Genomic DNA, 23,314 nt, shown 5'->3' with positions numbered 1-23,314 from the left:
AATAATTGCCGGTACCGAGGACGACGGCGGGACGTTACCTTTTGTGATGGGTGCACGTTACGCCAAGCACAGCTTCTTCACAGCGACGTGACTGATGACGGCTTCCAAGGTTCAAGGTACCGCTTTGGTACCATCGAACCATGGCTTTGAATCTGCGCGTCCCAGAAGACCTCGATCGACGGCTGGAGAAGTTGGCCGCAGAGGAACACACGTCCAAGTCCGCACTCCTGTTGCAGGGGGCAGAGTTGGTTCTGCAGCGTCATGCGCGTCGACGCGAAATCAGTGAAGGCCTTGATTTCGTGATGAGTCATGATGCTGAGCTGCTGACGCGCCTTGAGGACGCGTGACAGCGTACCTGGACATTGAAGACGCCCTTCACGTCGTTGACCGGTACGGCTTTCATATTCGCGATGTTGGCTTGTTGGCCTCGGCGTTGGCCAGGCCGGCTACAACTGTCATGGGAGCGGAAGCCTATCCTGATCTTGCAATTAAGGCAGCTGCGCTATTGGAGTCTGTCGCCCGGTTCCATCCCCTCATAGATGGGAACAAGCGAACTGCGTGGACGCTCATGGTGCTGTTGCTGTGGATCAACGGATATAAGCATGACTTCACCACGGAAAAAGGCTTCGAGCTTGTGGTTGGAGTCGCCGCGGGCGCCATCGAACTGCGGGATTCTTCCGCTGAGATTTCTCAGCACTTGGTGCCCCGCCGCTAGACCCCTACCGTCTTCAGGTAGTTCCGTATTCCGTCCACCACCATCTGGTGGTCCTCGTCAGAGCTCAGCCCCGAAACCGTGACAGCACCGATCACACCGGCTCCCCGGACGCGGATGGGGAAGGAACCGCCGTCGAGGGTGTAGTCCTCGGGGGCAAGCCATCCGCCGCCCAACGGGTTGCGCTCGGCGAATTGTTCACCCAACAATGCCGTACTGTGCTCGAATCGCAGCACGGCGGCGGACTTGCGGCGGATCCACTCTTCCTGGTCGCCCGTGGCACCGGGCAGGACGCAGCGGAACAGCACAATGTTGTGCCTGCGGATATCGATCGCGACGCCGAAGTCCGACGCGATGGCGTGGTTGGCGATCAGCGAGCCGAGTCGCCATGCGTCATGGTGATCGAACGAACCGAACACCAGTTCATCCTCTTGCTGCTTCAGCTCCACCATGCGTGCAGATTCGCTCATGCCGCACCAACCCGGTCAGCGTCGTAGCTCAGTCCTACCTGGCGCCGGATTTCGTCCATGGCGGCCATGATGGCCACGGTCTCGGCTGGCGGCAGGATGGTTCCGGCAGTCTCACCTGAGCGGATCAGGCGTTCCAGTTCAGCAGCCTGATACTGCATGCCGCGGCTGGTGACGGGCTGGTCATACCGCTCAATGACACTGCCGTCCACGGCATGAACGGTGAAGGGAACCGGGTTGTACCAAGTGCTTTCTATGTCGATCCACCCTTCGCTGCCGATCACCATGGCACGGTTGGCGCTGGCGGCGTCGAGTTCGCAATCCACCATCGCCTGGGCACCACTGGCGTATTCGAAGATCGCTGCGGTCTGACGATCGACTCCGGTGGCCGACATGGAGGCGCTGGCCTTTATGGACGCAGGAGTGCCCAGGATGTCGAAGGCAAAGGAGACCGGGTAGATGCCCAGGTCCAGCAGCGCCCCGCCGCCCAGGGCGGGATCGTTGAGCCGGTGGGCGGGATCCTTGGGAAGGCTCTGGTTGTGGGTGGCCACCACCTTGCGTACCGCACCGATGGTTCCTGAAGCGATGATGTCCCGGAGGCGAATCATGTGCGGCAGGAACCGGGTCCACATGGCCTCCAGCGCCACGAGCCCCTTGGATTCCGCGAGGTCAACAATGTCCTGTGCCTGGCGGGCATTCATGGTGAACGCCTTCTCCACCAGGACGTGCTTGCCCGCATTCAACGCCAAGAGGGCGTTCTCATGGTGGAAAGGGTGCGGCGTGGCCACGTAGACCACATCAACCAGGGGATCTGCAACAAGGTCCTCATAGCTGCCATGCGCGGTGGCCACGCCGTACTCCCCAGCGAACGACTCACTCGATTCCAACGATCGCGATCCCACGGCTTGCACCGTGAAACCGTTCTCCTTCAAGTCCTTGGTCTGGAGCCCTGCGATGAATCCTGTGCCGAGGATTCCCCAGCGGATAGTTCCATCAGAGGTGCCGTTGCTGAGGGTCACGTGCTTAGTCCTTGCTGCTGAAGGCGGCGTCGAAGGAGGTCTGCGAAGCCGGGAAGTCGAACTTCTTGAGGGCGGCCAGCGCTTCCGGGGCGCCGTGGAGTCGGTCCATTCCTGCGTCTTCCCATTCTACGGAGATGGGGCCGTTGTAGCCGATGGCGGTCAGGGCGCGGAAGGACGATTCCCAGGGCACGTCGCCGCGTCCGGCGGAGACGAAGTCCCAGCCGCGGCGGGGGTCGCCCCAGGGCAGGTGGGAGCCCATGACGGTGTTCCGGCCGGTGGGGCGGAGCTTGGTGTCTTTGCAGTCCACGTGGTAGATCCGGTCCTTGAAGTCCCAGATGAAGGACACGGGATCGATGCCCTGCCACATGAAGTGCGACGGGTCCCAGTTCAGCCCGAAGGCTGGCCGGTGGCCGATCGCTTCGAGGGTCCGGACGGTGGTCCAGTAGTCGTAGGCGATTTCGGAGGGGTGGACTTCGTGGGCGAAGCGGACCCCGCATTCGTCGAAGACGTCCAGGATGGGGTTCCAGCGGTCGGCGAAGTCCTGGTAGCCGGCCTCGATGACCTTCTCGGGGACGGGAGGGAACATGGCGACGTACTGCCAGATGGAGGAGCCGGTGAACCCGACCACAGTGTCCACGCCGAGCGCTTTTGCGAGGCGGGCTGTGTGTTTCATTTCCTCGGCGGCGCGTTGGCGGACGCCTTCGGGTTCCCCGTCGCCCCAGACGCGGGATCCGACGATCGCTTCGTGGCGGAAGTCGATGGGGTCATCGCAGACGGCCTGGCCTTTGAGGTGGTTGGAGATGGCCCAGACCTTGAGGTTGTACTTTTCCAGGACAGCGAGTTTGGATTCGACGTAGCCGGGTTCGTCCCAGCGCCAGGCGTCCAGGTGGTCTCCGGAGACGGCGATTTCCAGGCCGTCGTAGCCCCAGCCGGAAGCAAGACGCGCGACTTCCTCGAAGGGGAGGTCGGCCCACTGGCCGGTGAACAGGGTGTACGGGCGGGGCATGTCAGGCTCCTTCAGTAACGGATGCGGTGAGCTGGATCAGTGAGCTTTTGGCGGCCGCGGACTCTTCCACGGCGGTCAGGATGTGCTGGACGTTCAGGCCCTCTTCAAACGACGGCGACGGCGACTCACCCGCGGCGATCGCGGTGAGGAAGTCGCGGATCTGGTGCGTGAATGTGTGTTCCCAGCCGATGATGTGACCTTGCGGCCACCACGCTTCCAGGTACGGGTGTTCGGGCTCGTTGACCAGGATCCGGCGGAAGCCCTGCTCACGGACGGGCACTGTGGTGTCCATGAAATAGAGTTCGTTCAGGTTCTCCAGGTCAAAGGTCATTGAACCAAGCGAGCCGTAGATTTCCAGTCTCAGGGAGTTCTTCTGGCCAGTCGCTACGCGGGAAGCTTCAACTGAGGCGATTGCTCCGGAGGCGAGCGAGAGGTTTACCCAGGCGGCGTCGTCGACCGTGACATCCTCCGGGCCCTCTGCGCCGGGGCGCTGATCAACAAAAGTCTGCAGGCGGCCCGAAACCTCGGTGACAGCATCGTTCAGAAGGTACAGGACCTGGTCGATGGCGTGAGAGGCGATGTCGCCCAGGGCGCCGGATCCGGCGGTTTCCTTGCGGAGGCGCCAGGACATGGGGGACTGGGCGTCGGTCAGCCAGTCCTGCAGGTACGCGGCGCGAACATGCCGGACTGTGCCGAGACGACCTTCCGCAATGAGTTCCTTGGCGAGGGCAAGCGCTGGGACGCGGCGGTAGTTGAAGCCGATCATCGACTGCACACCGCGGTCCCGGGCCTTTGCGGCGGCTGCGGTCATCAGCTCGGCCTCACCCAAGGTGTTGGCCAGCGGCTTCTCCACCAGAACGTGCTTGCCTGCTTCCAAAGCCGCGATGGCGATTTCGGCGTGCATCCAGCCCGGTGCACAGATATCGATGATGTGGATGTCGTCCCGTTCGATCACGGAGCGCCAGTCAGTGGCGGACTCGGCCCAGCCGTACTTGGCGGCGGCTTCCGCGACGGCATCTGCGTCCCGGCCCACCAGCACTTTTTGCTCGAAGGCCGGGACGTCGAAGAAGCTGGAGACGTTCCGCCAAGCATTCGAGTGGGCCTTACCCATGAAGGCGTAACCGATTACCGCGACGCCCAGCGGCGAGGATGTAGGAATAGTCATCAGGTTCCTCGCCGGCTCTAGAGGGTGGCGGTTTCGGGTGCCCAGTCCTCGGGGAGGGCGGCCGAGGCGGGTGCGTTGCTGGTGACGTCCAAGAAGGTACCCGATTCCACGGATTCGGCTATCGAGACCATGCTGTCCAGCACGTGGTAGGCGAGGTCGCCGGTGGCCCGGTGGGCAGTACCGGCACGAAGGGCGCGGGCCATGTCCAGAACACCCAGGCCACGGCCGTTGGCCGGACCCGTTGCAGGGATGATCTCCGGCTCTTCCGCGCCGGGACGCCAGAGCTTGAGGTCGCCGTCGAAGTAGTTTGGATCCGGGAGGGACAGGGTGGCCTCAGAGCCGGTGATTTCCACGAAGCCCATCCGCAGGCGCGGTGATTCGAAGGAGAACACGCTGTGGGAGGACTGGCCGCCTTCGAACTGCGCCATCGCGGAGACGTGGGTGGGGACCTCGACGGCGAATTCCTCGCCTGCCTTGGGGCCGGAACCAATGACGCGGGTCGCTTTGGCGGAGGAACCGACGGCGGCCACCTTGCGGATCGATCCGAAGGTCTGGATCAGGGCGGTGAGGTAGTACGGGCCCATGTCGAACAGGGGGCCGGCGCCGTGCTGGAACAGGAACGCGGGGTTGGGGTGCCAGGACTCCGGGCCGGGGGTTTGGAACGTGGTCATGCCGGTCAGGGGTGTGCCGATGTCGCCGCGCTCAATGATGCGTCGGGCGGTTTGCAGCCCGGCGCCGAGGAACGTGTCCGGGGCCGTGCCCAGGCGGATCCCAGCGGCGTCGGCTGCCTTGAGCAGGCCGAGCCCGGATTCGCGGTCCAAGGAGAAGGGCTTCTCGGTCCAGACGTGCTTGCCCGCGTTGACGGCTGCGGTGGCGACCTCGACGTGCGCTGCCGGGATGGTCAGGTTCACGATGATCTCGACGTCGGGGTGGTTCAGGGCCAGCTCCGGGGCACCGAATTCGAGGATCCCGTATTCTTCGGCGCGCGCCTTTGCTGCCTCTTCGAAGAGGTCCGCGATCACCAGGACTTTCAGGTCCGGGAAGACCGTGAGGTTGTCCAGGTACTGCTTGCTGATGTTGCCCGCGCCGATGACGGCAACGCCCACGGGGCCTTTGCGGGTAGACGGTGCGAAGCTCATGCCTTGGCTCCTTCTGCTGCCTGGGTGTCGGTTGCAGCGTCTGCGCTGGCCGCTGCGGTGAGGTAGTTCAAGCTCTCGGTGATGCCTTGGAAGATGTCTCCGGAGTAGTCATCGAATTCCACCACGCCCACTTCCAGGGACTTCGCTGCGGCGATGACATCCAGCACCGGGACGGTGCCCTGGCCTGCGGGCTGCTGGGCTTTGGTGTCGGTGGTGGCCGGGCCGTCCTTGATGTGGATGAGCTTCACGCGGTCACCCAGGCGTGCCAGCAGTTCCACGGGGTCCTGGCCACCGACGGCAACCCAGTACGTGTCTACTTCAAGGACGAGTTCGGGATCCAGCAAACCTTCGAGGTACTCCAGGGCGGTTTTGCCTTCGATGGTGGACTCCAGCTCCCATGCGTGGTTGTGGTAGCCCACGCGGATGCCGTACTCGGCACCCTTCTTCGCTGCTGCGTTGAGCTTGGCCGCGGTGGCCTGGATGTCCTGGGCCGACTGCCAGTGCTCGGCGGGAAGGAATGGATCGATCACCGTGGTGATGCCCAGCTCCTTGGCTGCTGCAAAGATCTCATCCTGGTCCTGGCTCAACAGCGGGGCATGGCCGGACGGTGCCGTCAGGCCGTTCTCCTTCAACGCCGCGCCAAGTTCCTTGGCCGTGGCCACGAAGTTATAGGGCTCCACCTGCGTGAAACCGATCTCGGCAACCCTCTTGATGGTGCCTGGCAGGTCCTCCTGGATGGCATCACGGAGGGTATACAGCTGGAGCGAATACGACATGGGGATCCTTTTCGGGAGTGCTTTTCCGGGATATCAGGGCCTTGGCGCCAGTCTAGTGAGCACCCCCTCGGGGAGCCACCGATTCCACACGTCAATGGACTGGACACCAACTCCTTTCAGCCTAAAGGGACTTTTGCCGAGCGTCTAGCAAAAGTTGCAAGAATTCTGCGAAACTTCTGCTGGATGACATGCATAAGCAATCATGCTTCACTAATTGCATGACATCTGAGGCCGGAATCGACGCCGGAAATAGCTCCGTGCCCGAAGCCGGCAATCTCTCCCGCGCCGGAAATCTCTTCCAACTCCTCCGCGACGGTAAGGCGCGCACTCGGGCTGAGCTTGCAGAAACCACTGGCCTTGCCCGCTCCACCGTTGCCTCAAGGATTGACGCCCTCATCAGCTCAGGGCTCGTCGGCCCTGCTGGCGAGGCGAGCTCCACAGGCGGCAGGCCGCCGTCGCGCGTTGCCTTCAACCCCGCCGCGCGCGTTGTCCTGGCCGTCGACGTCGGAGCTACCCACGTGATTGTTGCCGTCACCGATCTCGGCGGCGACGTCGTGGCCGAGCGACGGCTGACGCAGGAGGTCGCTGACGGGCCGGACGTGGTCCTGGGCCGCGTGGTTTCAGCGGGCATGGAACTCCTGGCCGAAGCCGGCCGCGAACCCGGCGAGCTCGCCGGAATAGGCATCGGCCTGCCCGGTCCCGTGGAACACGCCAGCGGCAGGCCGGTCAAGCCGCCCATCATGCCTGGCTGGGACGGATTCGACGTCGTCACGTACGTTCAGCGCTCCCTGCCGGTTCCAGTCCTGGTGGACAACGACGTCAACATCATGGCCCTCGGTGAACGCACCGCGTACTGGCCGGACCATGAAAACTTCCTCTTCATCAAAGTGGCCACCGGAATCGGCGCGGGCATCATCAGCAGCGGACAATTACAGCGCGGCGCCAACGGCACCGCCGGCGACCTCGGCCACGTCCGTGTGCCCCGCGGTGACGACGTCCTCTGCCGCTGCGGCAACCACGGCTGCCTCGAGGCGCTGGCCTCAGGTCCCGCCGTCGCGCGTCAACTGCAGGCACAAGGGCTGGAAGCTGCCAGCGGCGCCGACGTCCTGCGACTCGTTGGCGAAGGAAACCTGCAGGCCATCCAGGCGCTTCGGCAGGCCGGACGCGATGTTGGCGATGTTTTAGCCACCGTGGTCAACCTGCTCAACCCGTCCATGATCATCATCGGCGGCAGCGTGGGGGAGGCAGGTGAGCACCTGGTGGCCGGGATCCGCGAAGTGGTCTACCGGCGGTCCTTGCCCCTGGCCACCACGCACCTGCGCATCGGCATTTCCATGGCCGGTCAGCGCGCGGCGATCCTTGGCGCCAGCCACCTGGTGACCCAGCATGTTCTCTCACCGTCCGTGATTGAGGCCACGCTCCAAGCAGCGGGCTAGGTCCTCTTTAAGGGCTTTCGCGGCGTGGGAGCGTGATAGCAATGAAAGTGATGAGTACTTTCTTTCCTTCCCCGTGCGCCCGATGAGCCAGTTCCTCGCCAAAGTACCCCGCGGCTGGCTGATCCTCGCGTGCATCGGCCTCATTGCCCTGAACATGCGCGGACCCTTCGTGGCGGTGGCGCCCGTGGTGGATTCGTTACAGCAGGATCTCGGATTCTCGCCTGTGGAACTCGGGCTCCTGACCGGCATTCCCGTCCTCTGCTTCTCCCTTGCTTCGCCTTTGGCTTCGTTGGCCGGGCGCCGCCTGGGGGCTGAATTCGCGGTGATGCTCACCCTGCTGGGTGTTCTTGCGGGCGTGGTGATTCGATCCAGCGGCGGTGGCGCCTCGGTGATGGTGGGCACGGTCATCATTGGCGTGGCCATCACCATCGGCAATATTGCAGTGCCGCTGATCATCCGTCGAGACTTCGCACCGCGGCGTCAGGCAACCGCCATGGGCGTTTACACTGCTGCACTCAACGTGGGCTCATTCCTTACCTCCGTGGCCACCGCGCCCCTCGCCGAACTGGTGGGCTGGCGGCTTGCCCTGGCTGCGAGCGCTTTGTTGGCGTTGGCGGCCATTCTGTTCTGGGTTCCAACAGTGGGTGCGCGGCGGGCGTTTGTTCCCGCTGCGGTTCCCTTGCCTGTTGCTTCCGGGGCCGGTCCTGTTGCGGGTGTTCGCTGGCTGACTGTAGGCCTGACTCTCGGCTTCGCGGGTCAGGCGTTCTCCTACTACGGGGTCACCGCGTGGTTGCCCAGTTTCCTTGCCGACGAACTCGCCATGGGTACCGCCGAAGCCGGTGCGGGGTCCTCGCTGTTTCAGATTTTCGCGATCGTGGGCGGCCTGGGCGTGCCACTCCTGGCCCGTTTCACCAGTACGACGACGGTGGCGGTCACCTTGAGCGCGCTGTGGCTGACGGTTCCCGTGGGCTTGTTGCTGGCACCTGGTTTCTGGTGGTTGTGGTCCTCGCTGGGCGGTGTTGCCCAGGGTGGCGGGATCACGGTGATCTTCATTGCCATCATCAAGTTTGCGCAGTCGCAGGCCGCGGCCGGGAAGATGTCCGCTGTGGTGCAAGGGGTTGGTTATTGCTTCGCCGCGTTGGCTCCCACTGTTGTTGGGTTCGTGCACAGTGAGACCGATGGGTGGACGGTGCCGCTGTTCGTGATCCTCGGCTCGGTGCTCGCGTTCTGTGTGTGCACCACGTTGTCCGTGCGCTGGGTGGCCCGCCAGCGCTGAGCTCTTCTCGCGTGCCCGATTCGGGGGTTCCCTGCGGAGGATGCCGTTCGCACGGCACGGTGTGCAGCGAGCCATCGAATCGGGAGGGCCCGGGCATGGAGAAGCCCCGCTGCTGGGCTGCCTCCCCGGCGGTCGGGGTCACTTGTTGCGAAAAGTGCAGGCAGCCCAGCGTCGGGGCTTGATTGTGTCGCTACTCAGGTCCTGGACCTAAGCGGCGACGAGCTCCTCTTCCGTGGCCTCTTCACGGGCCTCGGTGAGGAAGCGGGCGTACGCGGGGATGGTCAGGAAGGTGGGGAATTCTTCGGCCAGGGTGACTTCTTCGAAGATGGCGCGGGCGTCAGCGAAGCGGTCTCCGTCGAAGCGTTCCAGGCGGGCGAATTCCTCATCCAGCATGTCCTCCACCCACTGCGCGGTGATGATGTCCCCGTGGTCCGTGATGGCGTGGGAGTGGATCCACTGCCAGAGCTGGGAGCGGGAGATCTCCGCGGTGGCGGCGTCTTCCATGAGGTTGTGGATGGCCACGGCCCCGTTGCCGCGCAGCCAGGACTCGATGTAGCGGATGCCCACCTCGATGTTCAGGCGAACCCCGCCCTCGGTGATGGTGCCCTCGGTGCTGGCGATGTCGATCAGTGCACGGTCATCCGGGGTGACGTCCTCGCGGGAGCGGTCCAACTGGTTGGGCTTGTTGCCCAGCACCTTGTCAAAGACCTCGCGTGCCACGGGCACCAGATCCGGGTGGGCCACCCACGAACCGTCAAAGCCGTCGTTGGCCTCGCGGGTCTTGTCAGCACGAACCTTCTCGAACGACGCCGTGTTCGCGGCCTCGTCCTTCCGGTTCGGAACCGCTGCTGCCATGCCCCCAATGGCCATGGCACCGCGGCGGTGGCAGGCCCGGACCAACTGCTCGGTGTAAGCACGCATGAACGGCTGGGTCATGGTCACCTGGCCACGGTCCGGGAGCACGAAACGCGGTCCACGGGTGCGGAAGTTCTTGATCAGGGAGAAGATGTAGTCCCAGCGGCCTGCGTTCAAACCCGAAGCATGGTCCCGAAGTTCGTACAGGATCTCTTCCATCTCAAACGCGGCGGTGATGGTTTCGATCAGCACCGTGGCGCGGATGGTGCCCTGCGGGATGCCCAGCAGGTCCTGCGCCAGGACGAAGATGTCGTTCCACAACCGGGCTTCGAGGTGGTTCTCGATCTTAGGCAAGTAGAAGTACGGGCCCTTGCCCTGGGCCAGCAGCCGGCGGGCGTTGTGGAAGAAGAACAGCCCAAAGTCCACAATGCCGCCGGCGATCGGCTTCCCGTCGATCAGCATGTGCTTCTCCGGCAGGTGCCAACCGCGCGGGCGAACCACAATAGTGGGCAGGTCCTCGGCGGCCTTGAGCTTGTACTCCTTGCCCTCAGGAGAAGTGAAATCGATCCGCCGCTCCAGCGCATCCGTCAGGTTCAGCTGCCCCTGGATCACGTTGCGCCACGTCGGCGTGGACGAGTCCTCCATGTCTGCCAGCCACACCTTCGCACCCGAGTTCAGGGCGTTGATGGTCATCTTCTTATCCACCGGACCCGTGATTTCAACACGACGATCCTCCAGCCCGGGCGCCGGGGGAGCGACCCGCCAAGACGGGTCATTCCGGATGGCCTCGGTCTGCGGCAGGAACCGCGGATCCTGGCCCCCTGAAATCTGGTTGCGGCGGGCGTGCCGTGCCTGCATCAGCTCCTGACGACGATCCGCCGTCGCCCGGTGCAACTTGCCAATGAACTCAAGGGCGTCCGGCGTGAGGACCTCGTTCTGCCGGCAAATGGGCTGCGCGGTGATGGTGATGCCATTGATAGTGAAGTTGTCAGTGAAGCTGTTCATTTCAATCTCTCCTATGAGAAGCAAATGTTCGACGGCGGCGCTTGTCTGGGTGGGTTGGGGCCTTCGGGCCGGAACTGCTCTGCCTGCTATTCCCCCTTATGCGGGTCTGACCTCGCTGAGCGAGGACAGACCCTGATAAGGGGTCCCCTTTTGCGCAGGCTGCCGCACTACCGGCCACTCCGGCCGGGTGCCTGCCTCCCCGGTACCGATCGACCCAACGGTCGAACAAGGTGATCCGGAAGCGTGCGTAAAAGGGGCCCTGTCCCCGCCGTCGACCGAGCTTTGCGAGGTCTATCGGCGGGGATGGGGAATAGCACGCGGAGGATTACCTTGCTCGACCTCCGCAGGCAGAGCGTTGCCGGTCTGTAGGCCGGAGGTTCAGGCCGGGACCAGCTGCCGTCGGGTGTTGATTAGTGGAATTGGCCTTCTTCGGTGGATCCCACCAGGGCCAAAGTGGATGCGTTCGGGTTGAGCGCGGTTGCGATGTCGTCGAAGTAGCCGGTGCCGACTTCGCGCTGGTGCTTGGTGGCGGTGTAGCCGCGGGATTCGGAGGCGAATTCCTTTTCCTGGAGCTCGACGTAGGCGCTCATGCCTTCACGGGCGTAGCCGTGGGCGAGGTCGAACATGGAGTAGTTCAGGGCGTGGAATCCGGCCAGGGTGATGAACTGGAACGTGAAGCCCATGGCACCGAGCTCACGCTGGAACTTGGCGATGGTGGTGTCGTCCAGGTGCTTGCGCCAGTTGAAGGACGGGGAGCAGTTGTAGGAGAGCATCTGGTCCGGGAACTCGGCCTTGACCGATTCGGCGAACTTACGGGCCAGTTCCAGGTCCGGGGTGCCGGTCTCCATCCAGATGAGGTCGGAGTACGGTGCGTAGGCCTTGGCACGGGCGATGCACGGTTCGATTCCGTTGCGGACTTTGTAGAAGCCCTCGGCGGTACGTTCGCCGGTGATGAATTCCTGGTCGCGCTCGTCAACGTCTGAGGTGATCAGGGTTGCTGCCTCGGCGTCCGTGCGGGCAATGACCACCGTGGGGGTACCGGCGACGTCGGCTGCCAGGCGGGCTGCGTTCAGGGTCCGGATGTGCTGCTGGGTGGGGATGAGGACCTTGCCGCCCAGGTGGCCACACTTCTTCTCGGAAGCGAGCTGGTCTTCCCAGTGAACGCCCGAGGCGCCGGCGGTGATCATGGACTTCATGAGCTCGTAGGCGTTCAGCGGGCCACCGAATCCTGCTTCGGCGTCGGCGACGATCGGGACCAGCCAGTCTTCAACGGTTTTGACGCCCTCGGCGTATTCGATCTGGTCTGCGCGGAGCAGGGCGTTGTTGATGCGGCGGACAACCTGGGGTACCGAGTTGGCCGGGTACAGGGACTGGTCCGGGTAGGTCTGGCCCGAAAGGTTGGCGTCGGCGGCTACCTGCCAACCGGAAAGATAGATGGCGCGGAGGCCGGCCTTGACCTGCTGCACCGCCTGGTTGCCGGTCAGGGCCCCGAGGGCGTTGGTGTAGCCGCCGGTGGGAGCTTCCTCAGTGAGCTGCTTCCAGAGTTTCTCCGAGCCGCGGCGGGCCAGGGTGTGCTCTTCGGAGACGCGACCACGGAGGCGGACGACGTCGGTGGCCGAGTAATCACGGGTGACGCCTTCCCACCGCGGGTTGGCGGACCATTCAAGTTCCAGCGCTGCGGCCTGCTGCTCTGCGGACTGCTCTGCGGGTTCAAATGATGCGGTCATTTTTGATCTCCTATGTGGTGCCCGGGCCGGCCACCGCTGCGCCTTTGCTGCATTGGCCGGCTTGCCCGGGATCTGTATTTCTTTTTCGTAAGTCCTACTTTTCTGCACTTCCAAGAGGGTTACTAGAGGAAAACTATGGAAAGAAATGCACTTCTTCGCGTATTCTCAAGAAATGTCGCCTGTGAGCTGGAATCGCGAAGTAGCATCGCCGTCGTTGTCCGCTGCGTCCCCTGAACTGGACGTCATCAGCCTTGGCCGCCGCGTGCGCCATCTGCGCAAGCAGGCCGGGCTGACGCTGGATGACTTGAGTGCCGCCGTCGGGACCGCCCCGAGCCAGTTGAGCCTGATCGAAAACGGCAAGCGCGAACCCAAACTGGGGCTGCTGCAGCAGCTCGCCGCGTCACTGAATGTGACCATCGATCAGCTGCTGGGGGCCGAGCCGCCCAGCCGCAGGGCAGCCTTGGAAATCGAGTTGGAACGGTACCAGCGCGGGCCGCTGTACGAATCCCTGAATCTGCCCAAAATCCGCATCAGCTCGCGGCTTCCGCTGGATGTACTTGAGTCGCAGGTGGGGCTGCTTCAGGAACTCGAACGCAAACTAAATGAGCAGGTGGCGACGCCGGAAGAAGCCCGCCGCGCGAACGGCGAGTTGCGTGCCATGATGCGCGAGCGCGGTAACTATTTCCCCGAGTATGAGGCGGAGGCGCAGAAGGTCCTCAAGGGGGTTGGCTACACCACGGGTCCGCTCAGCCAGCACGTCATTGCGGACATCGCCGAGAACCTTGGATTTACGCTGCATCACGTGGGCGATTTGCCGCACTCCACGCGGTCCGTGACCGATTTGAAGAACCGCAGAATTTATCTCACGCAGAACCAGCGCCAGGATCACGATCCCCGGTCTGTTTTGCTCCAGGCGCTGGGACACTACGTCCTGGGTCATGAAACTCCCCGGAACTACGGGGATTTCCTGGCGCAGCGGGTGGCCACCAACTACTTTGCCGCGGCGTTGTTGCTGCCGGAGCAGGCCACGGTGGAGTTCCTGCAGAAGGCCAAGGCCGCCAAGGAAATCGCCGTGGAGGACATCCGCGACGCCTTCGCTGTGTCCTACGAAACCGCTGCGCACCGCTTCACCAACCTGGCCACCAAGCACCTGGGCATCACCACACACTTCCAGAAGACCCACCAGTCCGGCATCATCTACAAGGCCTACGAGAACGATGGCGTGGCCTTCCCGCAGGACCACACGGGGGCCATCGAGGGTCAGCCGTCGTGCAAGGCATGGACCTCGCGGGCGGTATTCGACGTGCCGGACAAGTTCAGCGCCTACAGCCAATACACGGACACTCCGTCGGGCACCTACTGGTGTACTGCCCGCACCGAACGCTCGGCCGCTGGTGAATTTTCCTTGAGCATCGGCGTGCCTTACCAGCATGTGAAGTGGTTCCGTGGCCGGGAGACCACGGCGCGGGCAACGTCAAACTGCCCGGACCCGAATTGCTGCAAGCGTCCCCCGGCCTCGCTGGCGAACGAGTGGGCCGGCAATGCGTGGCCCTCCGCCCGCGCACACTCGCACTTGCTTGCCGCCATGCCCCCGGGTGCGTTCCCGGGCGTGGACGAGACCGAGGTGTACAGCTTCCTGGCGGCCCACTCCGAGCGCTGACGCTCTCTCACGTCCCGCGGCTTTTGGCCGATCGCTCTCTCACGTCCCGCGTGCTTGGGCTATGGCGCTTGCTGCCAAACCCTCAGATTCGAGGGCCGGGCTACTCATGAGATGGCTGGTGCTCAACAGTCAATGCGGCGGCGCCCGCCCCTTGAAGGTCTTCGCGCCTGAGGAGTAGCCTGCACGCAAGAAGCGGAGGTTGCAAGATTGGCCTAGGAGCGCGGCATGAATGTGCTAAGCCAGATACTCGCTGGATCCACCGGCCTGGCACTGATAAGCGTTGGCGTCCTGGAGATCTTCTTCCATGGCGACCAACGGTTCCACCGGATCTTCCTGATCAGGCCGGAAGACGTGCGAGCGGTTCGGATGTGGGCGATGAATGTTGGCGCCTACAACATCACCTTCGGCCTTGGCATCGCAGTGGGCCTGTGGCTAGTGAACTTCTCAGGCACTCCCGCCAGCGGGTCAGCCATAGTGATTTTCTGCTGCGCGTGCCACGTCTTCCTTGGTTTCTGGCTGTGGGTCACAGAGAAGCGCCTCCTGCTCAGCGCCATCGGCCAGGCGCTCTTCCCGGCGTTGGCAATCGTCTTTTACCTTGTATTTCGCTAGGGGGTGGTAGTTGGCGAAGGCTGGTCAAAGGGCAGCGGGCGAGCCAGGGATCAGCGGACCAGTCGCTTCACCAGCACGGCCGCAGCATCAACAACCTCGTCGGCCTCGCGCTTGGAGGCGCTCAGGGCAACTTCCTGACCGGACACCGTCACGATGTCCGTGATCACGGCTATGGTGAGTCGGCCCAGGGTGTCGTCGCTGGCGCCGAGGAGCACGGTGTTCTGCCGGACCCACTCGCGCCCACGTTCCCGCCGCAGGACTTCGAAACCTGGGGGAGTGTCGCCCTCGATGAACACGCGCTCCAGGTCCCGGTGCTTCCACGTGTAGTCGAAGTAGCTCCGGCTGCCTACGTTGAAAAGTGCCAGGGGATCGGATTCGCCGGCCTTCCGGGCTTTGGCCACGGCCGCGGCAACGAGCTTTTCGTGTTCGTTTTGGTAGTCGTCCCAGAGTGCGAGGAAGAGTTCGGTTTTCCCACCGAAGTGGTGGTAGAGGCTGCCAACGCTGGATCCCGCGCGGGAAACAATGTCGGAGATGCTCGCGTCGGTGAAGCCATGTTCCACGAAAACGTCGGTGGCAGCGTCCAGCAGGTTGCGTTGGGTGGCTGCTGTCCGGGTCCATTGCCACGAGCCCGCGTTGCTGGCTACTTCGGACGTCTTACGGACCACGCTTGGGCTCCTCTCGCAGGCAGGACGTAGATCGGAGTGTCGGACGGCTATTTTCTGGAATCCTACCTCCGAAAGAATCCACATAGCCAACAACAAGTCTTGACTGAGCCTTGAACTGCGGGAAATAATTCTGGAAGTCTGTTCTAGAAATACACATTGCGGCATGTATCCGAATGCTGCGATTTTTGACGCAGGACGCCCTGAAACCCGGGTGCCGTTTTTACCGTCGGGCTGCAACTGGTTGAATCGCTATATAGCGCCAACTGGTCGCAGCCAAACAAGCCAGAGAGGAACGCGGCCTGATGTCCGTTTCAAGCAAGTCGTCCGGGATCACGTCGAACAGGTGGTTCAAGCCCGTCGTCGTCACCGCAGGAGCTTTGGTGGTGGCACTGATCCTGGTGCTCGTTGCTCAATGGCTCCGGACCCTTCAGCCCGTGCAGCAGTTCCTGGTGGACTACCCCGGGCACTCGGCCATTCCTGAGGGCACCCCCACTGGCTTCCCCGCGTGGCTCGGGTGGCAGCACTTCCTCAACATGTTCTTCATCGTCCTGATCATCCGTTCGGGCTGGCAGGTACGCACCACCACCCGCCCGGCCGCCAACTGGACCAGAAACAACAAAGGTCTCATCAAGACCAAGAACCCACCCACCAAGATCAGCCTGGATCTCTGGTTCCACCTGACGCTGGACGCACTCTGGGTCTTGAACGGCATCATCTTCATCGTGCTCCTCTTCGCCACCGGCCAGTGGTTGCGCATTGTCCCCACCAACTGGGACGTCTTCCCGAACGCGGTCTCAGCAGGCCTGCAATACGCCTCGCTGAATTGGCCCGTCGAAAACGGCTGGAACAACTACAACAGCCTGCAGCTCCTGACCTACTTCATCACGGTCTTCATCGCGGCCCCGCTGGCCATCATTACCGGAATCAGGATGTCCGGTGCGTGGCCTAAGAAGGCAGCGATCAACAAGTTCTACCCAATCGAGCTTGCCCGCAAGATCCACTTCCCAGTGATGATCTACTTCGTGGCCTTCGTGATTGTCCACGTCACGCTGGTGCTGGCAACCGGCGCGCTGAGGAACCTCAACCACATGTACGCGTCCACTGACGATAACAACAGCTGGTGGGGCTTCGGCATCTTCGCTGCGTCCATTGTCTTCACCGCGGCGGCCTGGTTCCTGGCCAGACCACTGTTCCTGCGGCCTATTGCCTCCCTCATGGGCAAGGTCTCGCGCTAGCGTCCCCGCGTTCGCACAAAGAAAACTTCGCGCAAAGAAAACAGCCGCCCCGGAAGTGTTTCCGGGGCGGCTGCTTGTGTCTGTAGCGAGAGAGGCTAGGACAAAGCCCCACCCTGCCACAGTGCATCAAACGGAGCGCCGGAGGACACCCGGTTCTTGATACCGGCAGTCACGAAAGCTTTCGCGGTGCGGGCGGCTTCAAGGGGCGTCGCGCCCTTGGCCAGTTCGGCGGTCACAGCGGCAGCAAGCGAGCAGCCGGCACCGGACACGGCCACTTCGCCAACCTTCGGGGCGCGCAGGACCTCCAGCGTCTCACCGTCGTAGTAAACGTCGACGGCGTCGGGGCCTTCCAGCCGCACCCCACCTTTGGCGAGGACTGCTGCGCCGCTGATTTCGTGGATCCGAACGGCGGCAGCCTTGAGGGACTCTTCGTCCGTGATGGTGAGCCCGGACAGGGACTCGGCTTCAAAGTGGTTCGGCGTCACGAAGGTAGCCAGCGGCAGGATTTGTGCCTTCAAAGCCTGGTCGGTGTCCAGCGCGTGTCCCGGTTCCTGGCCCTTACAGATCAACACCGGGTCCAGCACCACGTGCTTGAACGCGCCATCAGTCAGCGCCTTCTCCACCGTGCTGATGGTTGCCGGGCTTCCGAGCATGCCGATCTTGACGGTGTCCAGCACCGATGGTGCGCCGGAAGCGGCACCGTAGGCCGCCGTCGTGGCCTCCAGTTGGTCTGCGATGACCTGCTGGTCCACCGGCACAAAACGGTGGTTCCAGTTGTCCTTCGGGTTGAAGGAAACGATGCAGGTGAGGTTCGCGATGCCGAACACGCCGAGTTCCTGGAAGGTCTTGAGGTCGGCCTGCGCGCCGGCGCCTCCGGTCGCTTCGGAGCCGGCAATGGTCAGGGCAATGGCAGGGGCAACGGCTGAAGTCATGGTTTCCATTTTGCCAGTTTCCCGGTCGTACGCCGATTCCGGCCTGTGAAAGGTGATCGTGAGGCCTAGCCGTGCAGCGCCCTGTAGGCAGCTTCGGCCGCCGGATGCAGCGGGATACCCGCGGTGTTGATGAGCGTCTCCGGGCTAAGGAATTGCACGCCGGTGCTGGATGTGGGAACCAGATCCTGGGCTTGTTCCACCAGCACCTCCACAGTTTGCCGAACAACATGGTCGGCAAGGTCCCTGCGGCACAGGAGTAGGTTGGCAACGCCCACCGTCCAGACGGCGGGAGCGTTGCCATAGCTGTTTGCGGGGATCAGGACGCGATCGTAAAAGAACCCCGACTGAGCCCGCGTCGCCGGGATGAGCTCGGAAATATCCAGTAGCCGAAGTCCAATGTCCTTTGCTGCGGCAGCGATGGGAGCGGTGGGCACTCCTCCCGATTGGATCATCACATCAATCGAACCGTCCTGCAGTGAGGCCAGGGCCTGGTTTAGGCCGAGGTTGACTTGCTTCACGGCGCGGGGCGGCTCAGAAAGTCCCGCGGCTGTGATGATCCGTCCAGCGGTCAGGGTGGTCCCCGAGCCCACTTCGCCCACGCCCGCGGTCTTCCCGGCGAGGTCTGCCAGGGTCCGTATCCCGCTGTCTTCGCGGACGATGCAGTGGACATAGTTCTGGTACACCTTGCCCAGCGCCACCAAACCCTCTCCGGTCCGGCTGGTGGCAGCGGCCTGGGCTGCTGCATCTGCCAGTGCGACGGCGAACGTCGCCTCGCCGGATAAGACCCGCTGGATGTTCTCCAGACTGCCGCCAGTGGTCAATGCGACGGCCCTTTCGGCGATGCGCTCCCGCTGCAACAGGCCTGCCAGGAGAGTGGCGAACTCCAGATAGAAGCCACCAGATTCACCACCTGCAACCGTGAGCTCCTGCAGGGGTTCCTCCGGCGTGCAGGCGGTGGTCGTCGCGAGCAGGCTGCCGCCCAGGCCGATCGCGATGGCGGTTTTGAGGGCGTTCCGCCGGGAGAACCTGGGTAAGTCAGGCATGCGTGCCCTCCTTGGGTTTCACGAACTCGAGGCGGGCCGTCAGGCCATGGGGATCGCCCGGCTCCAGGATCAGTCGCCCACCGTTTGCCTGCGCCAGCCGCTCCACGATGGTCATGCCCAGACCGTTGCCGGGAATCTTGCTGTGCTGCGGCGCCCGCCAGAACCTGGTGGTGGACGCGGCCAGTTGCTCGGCTGGGAGGCCGGGCCCGTCGTCGGAAATCACGACGGCGGTGCCGCCTTGCGTCGGCTGGGTCGCCACGGAGATACGCGCAGCGGGGGCGTACTTGATGGCGTTGGCGAGGAGTTCGCCCACCATGTGCGCGAGTTCGTCGGGGTCGCACATGATGTGGTTTTCCGAGGTTGGGGCCAACAACGTCAGCTGCGATCCTGCACGGTGAGCGGCCGGCGCCGCCCTTTCCACTTCACCCTGCAGGACCGGGTAGGGGTCGATGACGGCCAGGCGTTTGTGCTCTGCTTCTTGCACGCGCGTAGCCCCCTCAAAGGCGCGGTGTTCCGCCGCAGCCAGCTTCAGCACGCCGTCGAGCATTTCCTCCACCCGCTCGAGTTCCGCAACGACGCCGGCGGCTGCCTCCTTCTCGGGTTCCGAGCGCAAGGCGAGCTGCAGCAGATCGATGCGCAGGCGCAGCGCGCCAACAGGGTTCCGGAGTTGATGTGAAGTGTCGGCAATGAGCCGGCGCTGCGACTCCATGCTTTCGGTCACGGCGTCGGCCATAGTGGTGAAGGAGCGGCTCAGCTCGCGCAGCTCAGGCGGACCGGCTTCAGGAAGCTGGCTGGTTTTGCCCGTGGATTCCAACTCGTGGACAGCTTTGCTCAGTCTGTGCACCGGGCGAAGGACCCAGGCAGTGATGCGCGATGCCGCCAGCAGGAGCAGCGCACCCAGCGCCAAGGCGGCGGTTCCGACGGCGAGCCAGCGCTCCCGTAGCTTCTGCCGGGCCGCGTCGAGGTCCACTTCAAGGACTACCTCGCCGAGTACCTGGCTGGCGGTGCCGAAAGATCTTGAAATAGTGTCCCCGCCGGAGCCAAAGGCACGGATGGGGCTGAGCGTGGTGTCGCTGAGGTTGAGGCTCGCCCGGTTCAGAGCATCCCTGACCTCGGGCTGGTCCTCGCTGAGGCCGCCGGAACGGAGGGTTTTCTGTTGGAGCCGGATCAGAATTCCTTCATCATATAGCTCTGAGTATCGGTCCATCTCGCGCTGGAGTTGGGTGGTGTCGTTATCCTCCGCAGCTTCGCTGGCCAGTTGCGCAAAGCGGTTCAGGGCTGCGACGCGGTTGATTTGTAGTTCCTGGGTGAGTTCCCGGCTGGCCGAGGTCAGGATCACGCTGGACACCGTAACCACGATGATCACCACCAGCAGGCTCAGGATGCCGAGAACTCGGACTTTCACGGTTGCTCGACGCGATAGCCGACGCCGCGGACGTTGATGATGAAACCGGGAAGCTGGAGCTTGGACCTGAGGCCGGTCAGGTGCACGTCCAATGACCGTGAGTGGGCCAGGAAGGCGTCGCCCCAGAGCGCGTCAAGGATCTGCTCACGCGTGACAACCGAGCCCGCGTTCTTGACGAGGAGGCTCAGGAGGTCGAACTCCGTGGCGGTCAGGGCCAGTTGTCTTTCCCCGACGGCGGCCGTGCGGCGATCGAGGTCTACTTCCAGTTCTCCGAGCACGATGCTGTGCGGCGTTGCATTGCCCGCCCGATTGGTTCTGCGCGTCACGGCCTCGATTCTGGCCAGCAATTCCACGAGCTTCACCGGCTTGACGAGGTAGTCATCCGCTCCCGAACGGAGTCCAAGAACCACACTGCGTTCGTCGTCGCGGGCCGTCAGGATCAGGATGGGGATCTGCGTGACCTGGCGGAGCTTCCGCAGGACATCCAAGCCATCCAGGTCCGGAAGGCCGAGGTCAAGGAGGATGACCTCGTGCTGGCGGTGGGCCAGGAGTGCGTCCTCGCCGCGGGAAACCCGGGTGTGCTTGTGGCCAGCGGAGGCGACGGCAGCGCTCAAGGCCGACGCCATGGCGTCGTCATCCTCGACGATGAGCACGTGCACTGTCTGGGTCCTTCGGTTCGCTGGGCTGGTTCGCTACTAGAGCTTAACGTTGCGAGGCCCGCTCTGCGCCCTTCGGAGTATCCAAAGTGCGCAGAACGGGCCTCACAAGGCAGGCAGGCTAGGCGTCGACGCGAGCCTTCATGCCGTCGTCGTCGGTTTCCTGCACAGTGCCCTTGGCCACGAAGGCGTTGCCCTGCTCCGCATCCAAGTGCGTGGGCTTCTTGTTCTTCAACGCGAAGATGTACACCAGCAGCGATATGAAGATCGCGGCGGTGACGTAGGTGAAGAACATGTCCACCTGACCCGACTTCTGCAGGGCCGCACCGATCAGGGGAACCGTGCCACCGAACAGCGAGTTGGCAATCGCGTATCCGAGCCCGACGCCGAGGGCACGGATGGATGCCGGGAACAGCTCAGCCTTCACCAGAGCGTTGATGGACGTGTAACCACCCACCATGAGCAGGCCGCCGAGCATCAGCAGGAATGCGATGAACGGATCCTTGGTGCCGGAAAGGGTGGAGAGCAGCGGCCACGTGAAGAGCACGCCGGTCACGCCGAACCAGATCAGCAAGGGCTTGCGGCCAACCTTGTCCGAGATCAGGCCGTACACAGGCTGCAGCAGCATGAAGATCAACAACGCCCAGAAGTTGATCACTGAGGTATCGGTCTTGGCGATGCCGGATGTATCGTTCATGAACTTCAGGATGAAGTTGGTGTACGTGTAGAACGCCACGGTGCCGCCAAGGGTGATGCCGATGCAGATGAGCAGTGGCTTCCAGTGCTTGGTGAGCAGGAGCTTCATAGTGCCAGGCTGGGCCTCGCCCTCAACCTTGACGTGGGCGGCGCGGAGCTGATCGGAGGACAGCGTTTCTTCCATGGAACGGCGGAGCCAGAGAACAACCAAAGCAGCGACACCACCGATGGCGAACGGAATCCGCCAGCCCCATGCCGTCAGGTCTTCCTTGCTCATGGTGTTCTGCAGGATCACCAGCACCAGGAGGGCCAGCATCTGTCCGCCAATCAGCGTCACGTACTGGAAGCTGGAGAAGAAGCCTCGACGCTTGGCCGTCGCCGCCTCGGACATGTAGGTAGCGCTGGTGCCGTACTCCCCGCCAACCGAGAAGCCCTGCACCACACGGATGAACACCAGCAGGATCAGGGCCCAGAGGCCGATCACGTCCTGCGTCGGCAGGATCGCGATGGCGAAGGAACCGGCCGACATCAGCGTCACGCTGAGCGTCAGCGCAGCCTTGCGGCCCTTCCGGTCGGCATAGCGGCCGAAGAACCAGCTACCGATGGGACGCATGAGGAACGACGTCGAGAAGACAGCCATCGCCTCAAGGCCTGCCTGCAGATCGTCCGAGGAGTTGAAGAAGTGCGACTGGAAATACGCCGCGAAAACCGTATAGACGTAGAGGTCGAACCACTCCACGAGGTTGCCCGCGGAGCCCTTGAGGATGTTGCTCACGGCTTTACGTGTCTGGGCGGCTTCGCTCAGAGGTGCAGCTTGTTGGGTGCTCATCAATGAACCTTCCTGGACGGCAGCGTTTTGCAGCGGCCGTGTCTTGCATGAGTTCGTTCTGTCCATGAAGCTCGTGCTCATGGCGTCCTTGCGCATGGCTCTTTGTTGACTAAGAAAGGCCCTCCGGGGTGAAGAGGACATGTTCCAAACTATGGGTGATGCACGGCACAGCCCTAGTCCGCGGGGGATTTCCTAACACTTCCTTAGGTTTCGGGTGACGTCGGTTAGTGCTCGACGGCGGGCGCTTGCCACAGGATTCCCGGCTGCCGGTTCGGCTGTGGCTTTCCCGGGCGGCCGGGGTTATCTTCTTGGCATGGGTGCAGTTCTACGAACCGCCCGCGCGGTGAAACGTGAGGCAGCCAGCATTCCGCTGCCACCAGGGCAGGTTGTGGGCCTGGTGCTGGATGTAGTCCTCGATCGTGTGCATCCCGCCTCCGTCCTTGGGCGCGACGCTCACCTTGGGCGCGACGTCCGACGCCGGGCGGCCGGTGTGGGCTTGGCGCTGACCGGCGCGGGAATCACCGCTTGGGCTGTTGCGGAGCGCCGGCGTAAAACGACTGGAAGCTTTGCTCTGGGCCACCCCGAAGGTTTGGTGACCAGCGGACCCTATGCGGCGAGCCGCCACCCGATGTATTTGGGGTGGTGGCTGATTCACTCAGGTGTGGCGGTTTCCAGGGGTTCCGCTTGGGCTCTGGTGACTTTGCCTGCTGGAATGCTGGTGGAACATCTGGGCGCGCTGTGGGAAGAAAATATGCTCAGGGAGCGATTCGGCCAGGCCTATGCCGACTATCAGAGAGACGTTCCCCGCTATGTGGGCTCGCCCATCTGGTTGATTCGCACCAGCTTCCACCTAGCCACGCCGCCAGCGTCGGCGGCGAGGGCTAGGGACAATGCGAAGACACATACTCCCGAACAACAGGCTAGGGTTCGTGACTCATGACCACCTCCGAGTGATGTGAGAGAGGGTTCGGCTGAAGGGGTGGTTATGAACTGGTCCCCGA

22 protein-coding genes are annotated in these 23,314 nt (G+C 63.2%); 8 read left to right on the top strand and 14 right to left on the bottom strand.

All coding sequences use genetic code 11. From position 1 onward, the window contains the following. Nucleotides 1-140 precede the first annotated feature (140 nt). Together EU811_RS01300 and EU811_RS01295 are read left to right on the top strand one after the other, a co-directional pair. Entirely contained in the window at nt 141-347 is a 207-nt protein-coding gene (locus EU811_RS01300; RefSeq protein ID WP_238703253.1) for a ribbon-helix-helix protein, CopG family, read from the top strand. Then, a complete protein-coding gene (locus tag EU811_RS01295) occupies nt 344-715 on the top strand; it encodes a type II toxin-antitoxin system death-on-curing family toxin (RefSeq protein ID WP_142936722.1) in 372 nt (123 codons plus the stop codon). Before EU811_RS01300 ends, EU811_RS01295 begins: the two co-directional genes overlap by 4 nt. Here the strand turns inward: EU811_RS01295 and EU811_RS01290 are convergent. Genes EU811_RS01290 through EU811_RS01265 form a run of 6 tightly spaced genes read right to left on the bottom strand, consistent with a single transcriptional unit; the run spans nt 712 to nt 6,284 of the window. After that, nucleotides 712-1,182: a heme-degrading domain-containing protein gene (locus EU811_RS01290; protein ID WP_142936721.1), complete on the bottom strand. Its 471-nt coding sequence runs from the start codon at nt 1,180-1,182 to the stop codon at nt 712-714. The two genes, EU811_RS01295 and EU811_RS01290, sit on opposite strands and share 4 nt — an antisense overlap. Then, complete coding sequence (locus EU811_RS01285) at nt 1,179-2,198, bottom strand: Gfo/Idh/MocA family protein (RefSeq protein WP_142936720.1); 1,020 nt, start codon at nt 2,196-2,198, stop codon at nt 1,179-1,181. The genes EU811_RS01290 and EU811_RS01285 overlap by 4 nt, the downstream gene beginning before the upstream one ends. Before the next feature lie 4 nt (nt 2,199-2,202). Beyond that, nucleotides 2,203-3,204 carry a sugar phosphate isomerase/epimerase family protein gene (locus tag EU811_RS01280; RefSeq protein ID WP_142936719.1) on the bottom strand — a complete coding sequence of 334 codons (1,002 nt, stop codon included), beginning with the start codon at nt 3,202-3,204 and terminating at the stop codon, nt 2,203-2,205. A gap of 1 nt (nt 3,205) precedes the next feature. Beyond that, entirely contained in the window at nt 3,206-4,369 is a 1,164-nt protein-coding gene (locus tag EU811_RS01275) for a Gfo/Idh/MocA family protein (RefSeq protein ID WP_142936718.1), read from the bottom strand. Nucleotides 4,370-4,386: 17 nt separating this feature from the next. Beyond that, nucleotides 4,387-5,508 carry a Gfo/Idh/MocA family protein gene (locus tag EU811_RS01270; protein ID WP_142936717.1) on the bottom strand — a complete coding sequence of 374 codons (1,122 nt, stop codon included), beginning with the start codon at nt 5,506-5,508 and terminating at the stop codon, nt 4,387-4,389. Then, complete coding sequence (locus EU811_RS01265; RefSeq protein ID WP_142936716.1) at nt 5,505-6,284, bottom strand: sugar phosphate isomerase/epimerase family protein; 780 nt, start codon at nt 6,282-6,284, stop codon at nt 5,505-5,507. The genes EU811_RS01270 and EU811_RS01265 overlap by 4 nt, the downstream gene beginning before the upstream one ends. A 218-nt stretch (nt 6,285-6,502) precedes the next feature. On the opposite strand from EU811_RS01265, the gene EU811_RS01260 reads away from it, so the two are divergent. Further along, the gene (locus EU811_RS01260; RefSeq protein WP_223941744.1) at nt 6,503-7,720 is read left to right on the top strand and encodes an ROK family transcriptional regulator; all 1,218 of its coding nucleotides are present in this window, start codon (nt 6,503-6,505) and stop codon (nt 7,718-7,720) included. Between the two features lie 82 nt (nt 7,721-7,802). Next, complete coding sequence (locus EU811_RS01255; RefSeq protein ID WP_142936714.1) at nt 7,803-8,996, top strand: MFS transporter; 1,194 nt, start codon at nt 7,803-7,805, stop codon at nt 8,994-8,996. A gap of 207 nt (nt 8,997-9,203) precedes the next feature. Here EU811_RS01255 and aceB read toward each other — a convergent pair whose 3' ends face one another. Then, entirely contained in the window at nt 9,204-10,856 is a 1,653-nt protein-coding gene (aceB, locus tag EU811_RS01250; protein WP_142936713.1) for a malate synthase A, read from the bottom strand. A 410-nt stretch (nt 10,857-11,266) separates the two neighbouring features. Next, nucleotides 11,267-12,583 (bottom strand): isocitrate lyase, encoded by a 1,317-nt coding sequence (aceA, locus tag EU811_RS01245; RefSeq protein WP_110504936.1) that lies wholly within the window; start codon nt 12,581-12,583, stop codon nt 11,267-11,269. A gap of 145 nt (nt 12,584-12,728) precedes the next feature. Here aceA and EU811_RS01240 point away from each other — a divergent pair, with 145 nt between their 5' ends. Together EU811_RS01240 and EU811_RS01235 are read left to right on the top strand one after the other, a co-directional pair. Then, complete coding sequence (locus tag EU811_RS01240) at nt 12,729-14,243, top strand: XRE family transcriptional regulator (RefSeq protein ID WP_142936712.1); 1,515 nt, start codon at nt 12,729-12,731, stop codon at nt 14,241-14,243. A gap of 225 nt (nt 14,244-14,468) precedes the next feature. Continuing rightward, nucleotides 14,469-14,852, top strand: a complete 384-nt coding sequence (locus EU811_RS01235) for a DUF1304 family protein (protein ID WP_142936711.1) — start codon at nt 14,469-14,471, stop codon at nt 14,850-14,852. A gap of 50 nt (nt 14,853-14,902) precedes the next feature. Here the strand turns inward: EU811_RS01235 and EU811_RS01230 are convergent, their stop codons facing one another. Next, on the bottom strand, nt 14,903-15,517 hold the full coding sequence (locus tag EU811_RS01230; RefSeq protein WP_142936710.1) for a TetR/AcrR family transcriptional regulator: 615 nt from the start codon (nt 15,515-15,517) through the stop codon (nt 14,903-14,905). 302 nt (nt 15,518-15,819) lie between these two features. Between EU811_RS01230 and EU811_RS01225 the strand changes: the two genes are divergently transcribed. Further along, nucleotides 15,820-16,752 carry a cytochrome b/b6 domain-containing protein gene (locus tag EU811_RS01225; protein ID WP_142936709.1) on the top strand — a complete coding sequence of 311 codons (933 nt, stop codon included), beginning with the start codon at nt 15,820-15,822 and terminating at the stop codon, nt 16,750-16,752. A 95-nt stretch (nt 16,753-16,847) separates the two neighbouring features. Here the strand turns inward: EU811_RS01225 and EU811_RS01220 are convergent, their stop codons facing one another. The 5 genes from EU811_RS01220 to EU811_RS01200 form a co-directional block, all read right to left on the bottom strand. Continuing rightward, nucleotides 16,848-17,684: a hydroxymethylpyrimidine/phosphomethylpyrimidine kinase gene (locus tag EU811_RS01220; protein ID WP_446698031.1), complete on the bottom strand. Its 837-nt coding sequence runs from the start codon at nt 17,682-17,684 to the stop codon at nt 16,848-16,850. Nucleotides 17,685-17,749: 65 nt separating this feature from the next. After that, entirely contained in the window at nt 17,750-18,727 is a 978-nt protein-coding gene (locus EU811_RS01215; RefSeq protein WP_142936707.1) for a TAXI family TRAP transporter solute-binding subunit, read from the bottom strand. Continuing rightward, the gene (locus EU811_RS01210) at nt 18,720-20,132 is read right to left on the bottom strand and encodes a sensor histidine kinase (protein WP_142936706.1); all 1,413 of its coding nucleotides are present in this window, start codon (nt 20,130-20,132) and stop codon (nt 18,720-18,722) included. The genes EU811_RS01215 and EU811_RS01210 overlap by 8 nt, the downstream gene beginning before the upstream one ends. Next, a complete protein-coding gene (locus EU811_RS01205) occupies nt 20,129-20,791 on the bottom strand; it encodes a response regulator transcription factor (protein WP_142936705.1) in 663 nt (220 codons plus the stop codon). Before EU811_RS01205 ends, EU811_RS01210 begins: the two co-directional genes overlap by 4 nt. A 118-nt stretch (nt 20,792-20,909) precedes the next feature. Beyond that, nucleotides 20,910-22,313 (bottom strand): MFS transporter, encoded by a 1,404-nt coding sequence (locus EU811_RS01200; RefSeq protein WP_142936704.1) that lies wholly within the window; start codon nt 22,311-22,313, stop codon nt 20,910-20,912. 214 nt (nt 22,314-22,527) lie between these two features. On the opposite strand from EU811_RS01200, the gene EU811_RS01195 reads away from it, so the two are divergent. Beyond that, the gene (locus EU811_RS01195; RefSeq protein WP_238703252.1) at nt 22,528-23,253 is read left to right on the top strand and encodes a methyltransferase family protein; all 726 of its coding nucleotides are present in this window, start codon (nt 22,528-22,530) and stop codon (nt 23,251-23,253) included. The last annotated feature ends 61 nt before the right edge of the window (nt 23,254-23,314 follow it).

Origin of the sequence: Arthrobacter sp. TS-15, from assembly GCF_006964045.1 — a bacterium.
Classification (GTDB): domain Bacteria; phylum Actinomycetota; class Actinomycetes; order Actinomycetales; family Micrococcaceae; genus Arthrobacter.
Note: the sequence above shows the minus strand (reverse complement) of the source record. Positions and strands in the feature narration are given on the sequence as shown.

What these genes read in the sequence shown, in the direction of transcription:
- EU811_RS01260 (WP_223941744.1), top strand. Translation starts at nt 6,503, where the DNA reads ATGACATCTGAGGCCGGAATCGACGCCGGAAATAGCTCCGTGCCCGAA.
- EU811_RS01300 (WP_238703253.1), top strand. Translation starts at nt 141, where the DNA reads ATGGCTTTGAATCTGCGCGTCCCAGAAGACCTCGATCGACGGCTGGAG.
- EU811_RS01280 (WP_142936719.1), bottom strand. Translation starts at nt 3,204, where the DNA reads ATGCCCCGCCCGTACACCCTGTTCACCGGCCAGTGGGCCGACCTCCCC.
- EU811_RS01270 (WP_142936717.1), bottom strand. Translation starts at nt 5,508, where the DNA reads ATGAGCTTCGCACCGTCTACCCGCAAAGGCCCCGTGGGCGTTGCCGTC.
- EU811_RS01240 (WP_142936712.1), top strand. Translation starts at nt 12,729, where the DNA reads ATGCACTTCTTCGCGTATTCTCAAGAAATGTCGCCTGTGAGCTGGAAT.
- aceA (WP_110504936.1), bottom strand. Translation starts at nt 12,583, where the DNA reads ATGACCGCATCATTTGAACCCGCAGAGCAGTCCGCAGAGCAGCAGGCC.
- EU811_RS01200 (WP_142936704.1), bottom strand. Translation starts at nt 22,313, where the DNA reads ATGAGCACCCAACAAGCTGCACCTCTGAGCGAAGCCGCCCAGACACGT.
- EU811_RS01220 (WP_446698031.1), bottom strand. Translation starts at nt 17,684, where the DNA reads ATGACTTCAGCCGTTGCCCCTGCCATTGCCCTGACCATTGCCGGCTCC.
- EU811_RS01235 (WP_142936711.1), top strand. Translation starts at nt 14,469, where the DNA reads ATGAATGTGCTAAGCCAGATACTCGCTGGATCCACCGGCCTGGCACTG.
- EU811_RS01255 (WP_142936714.1), top strand. Translation starts at nt 7,803, where the DNA reads ATGAGCCAGTTCCTCGCCAAAGTACCCCGCGGCTGGCTGATCCTCGCG.
- EU811_RS01275 (WP_142936718.1), bottom strand. Translation starts at nt 4,369, where the DNA reads ATGACTATTCCTACATCCTCGCCGCTGGGCGTCGCGGTAATCGGTTAC.
- EU811_RS01265 (WP_142936716.1), bottom strand. Translation starts at nt 6,284, where the DNA reads ATGTCGTATTCGCTCCAGCTGTATACCCTCCGTGATGCCATCCAGGAG.
- aceB (WP_142936713.1), bottom strand. Translation starts at nt 10,856, where the DNA reads ATGAACAGCTTCACTGACAACTTCACTATCAATGGCATCACCATCACC.
- EU811_RS01290 (WP_142936721.1), bottom strand. Translation starts at nt 1,182, where the DNA reads ATGAGCGAATCTGCACGCATGGTGGAGCTGAAGCAGCAAGAGGATGAA.
- EU811_RS01215 (WP_142936707.1), bottom strand. Translation starts at nt 18,727, where the DNA reads ATGCCTGACTTACCCAGGTTCTCCCGGCGGAACGCCCTCAAAACCGCC.
- EU811_RS01225 (WP_142936709.1), top strand. Translation starts at nt 15,820, where the DNA reads ATGTCCGTTTCAAGCAAGTCGTCCGGGATCACGTCGAACAGGTGGTTC.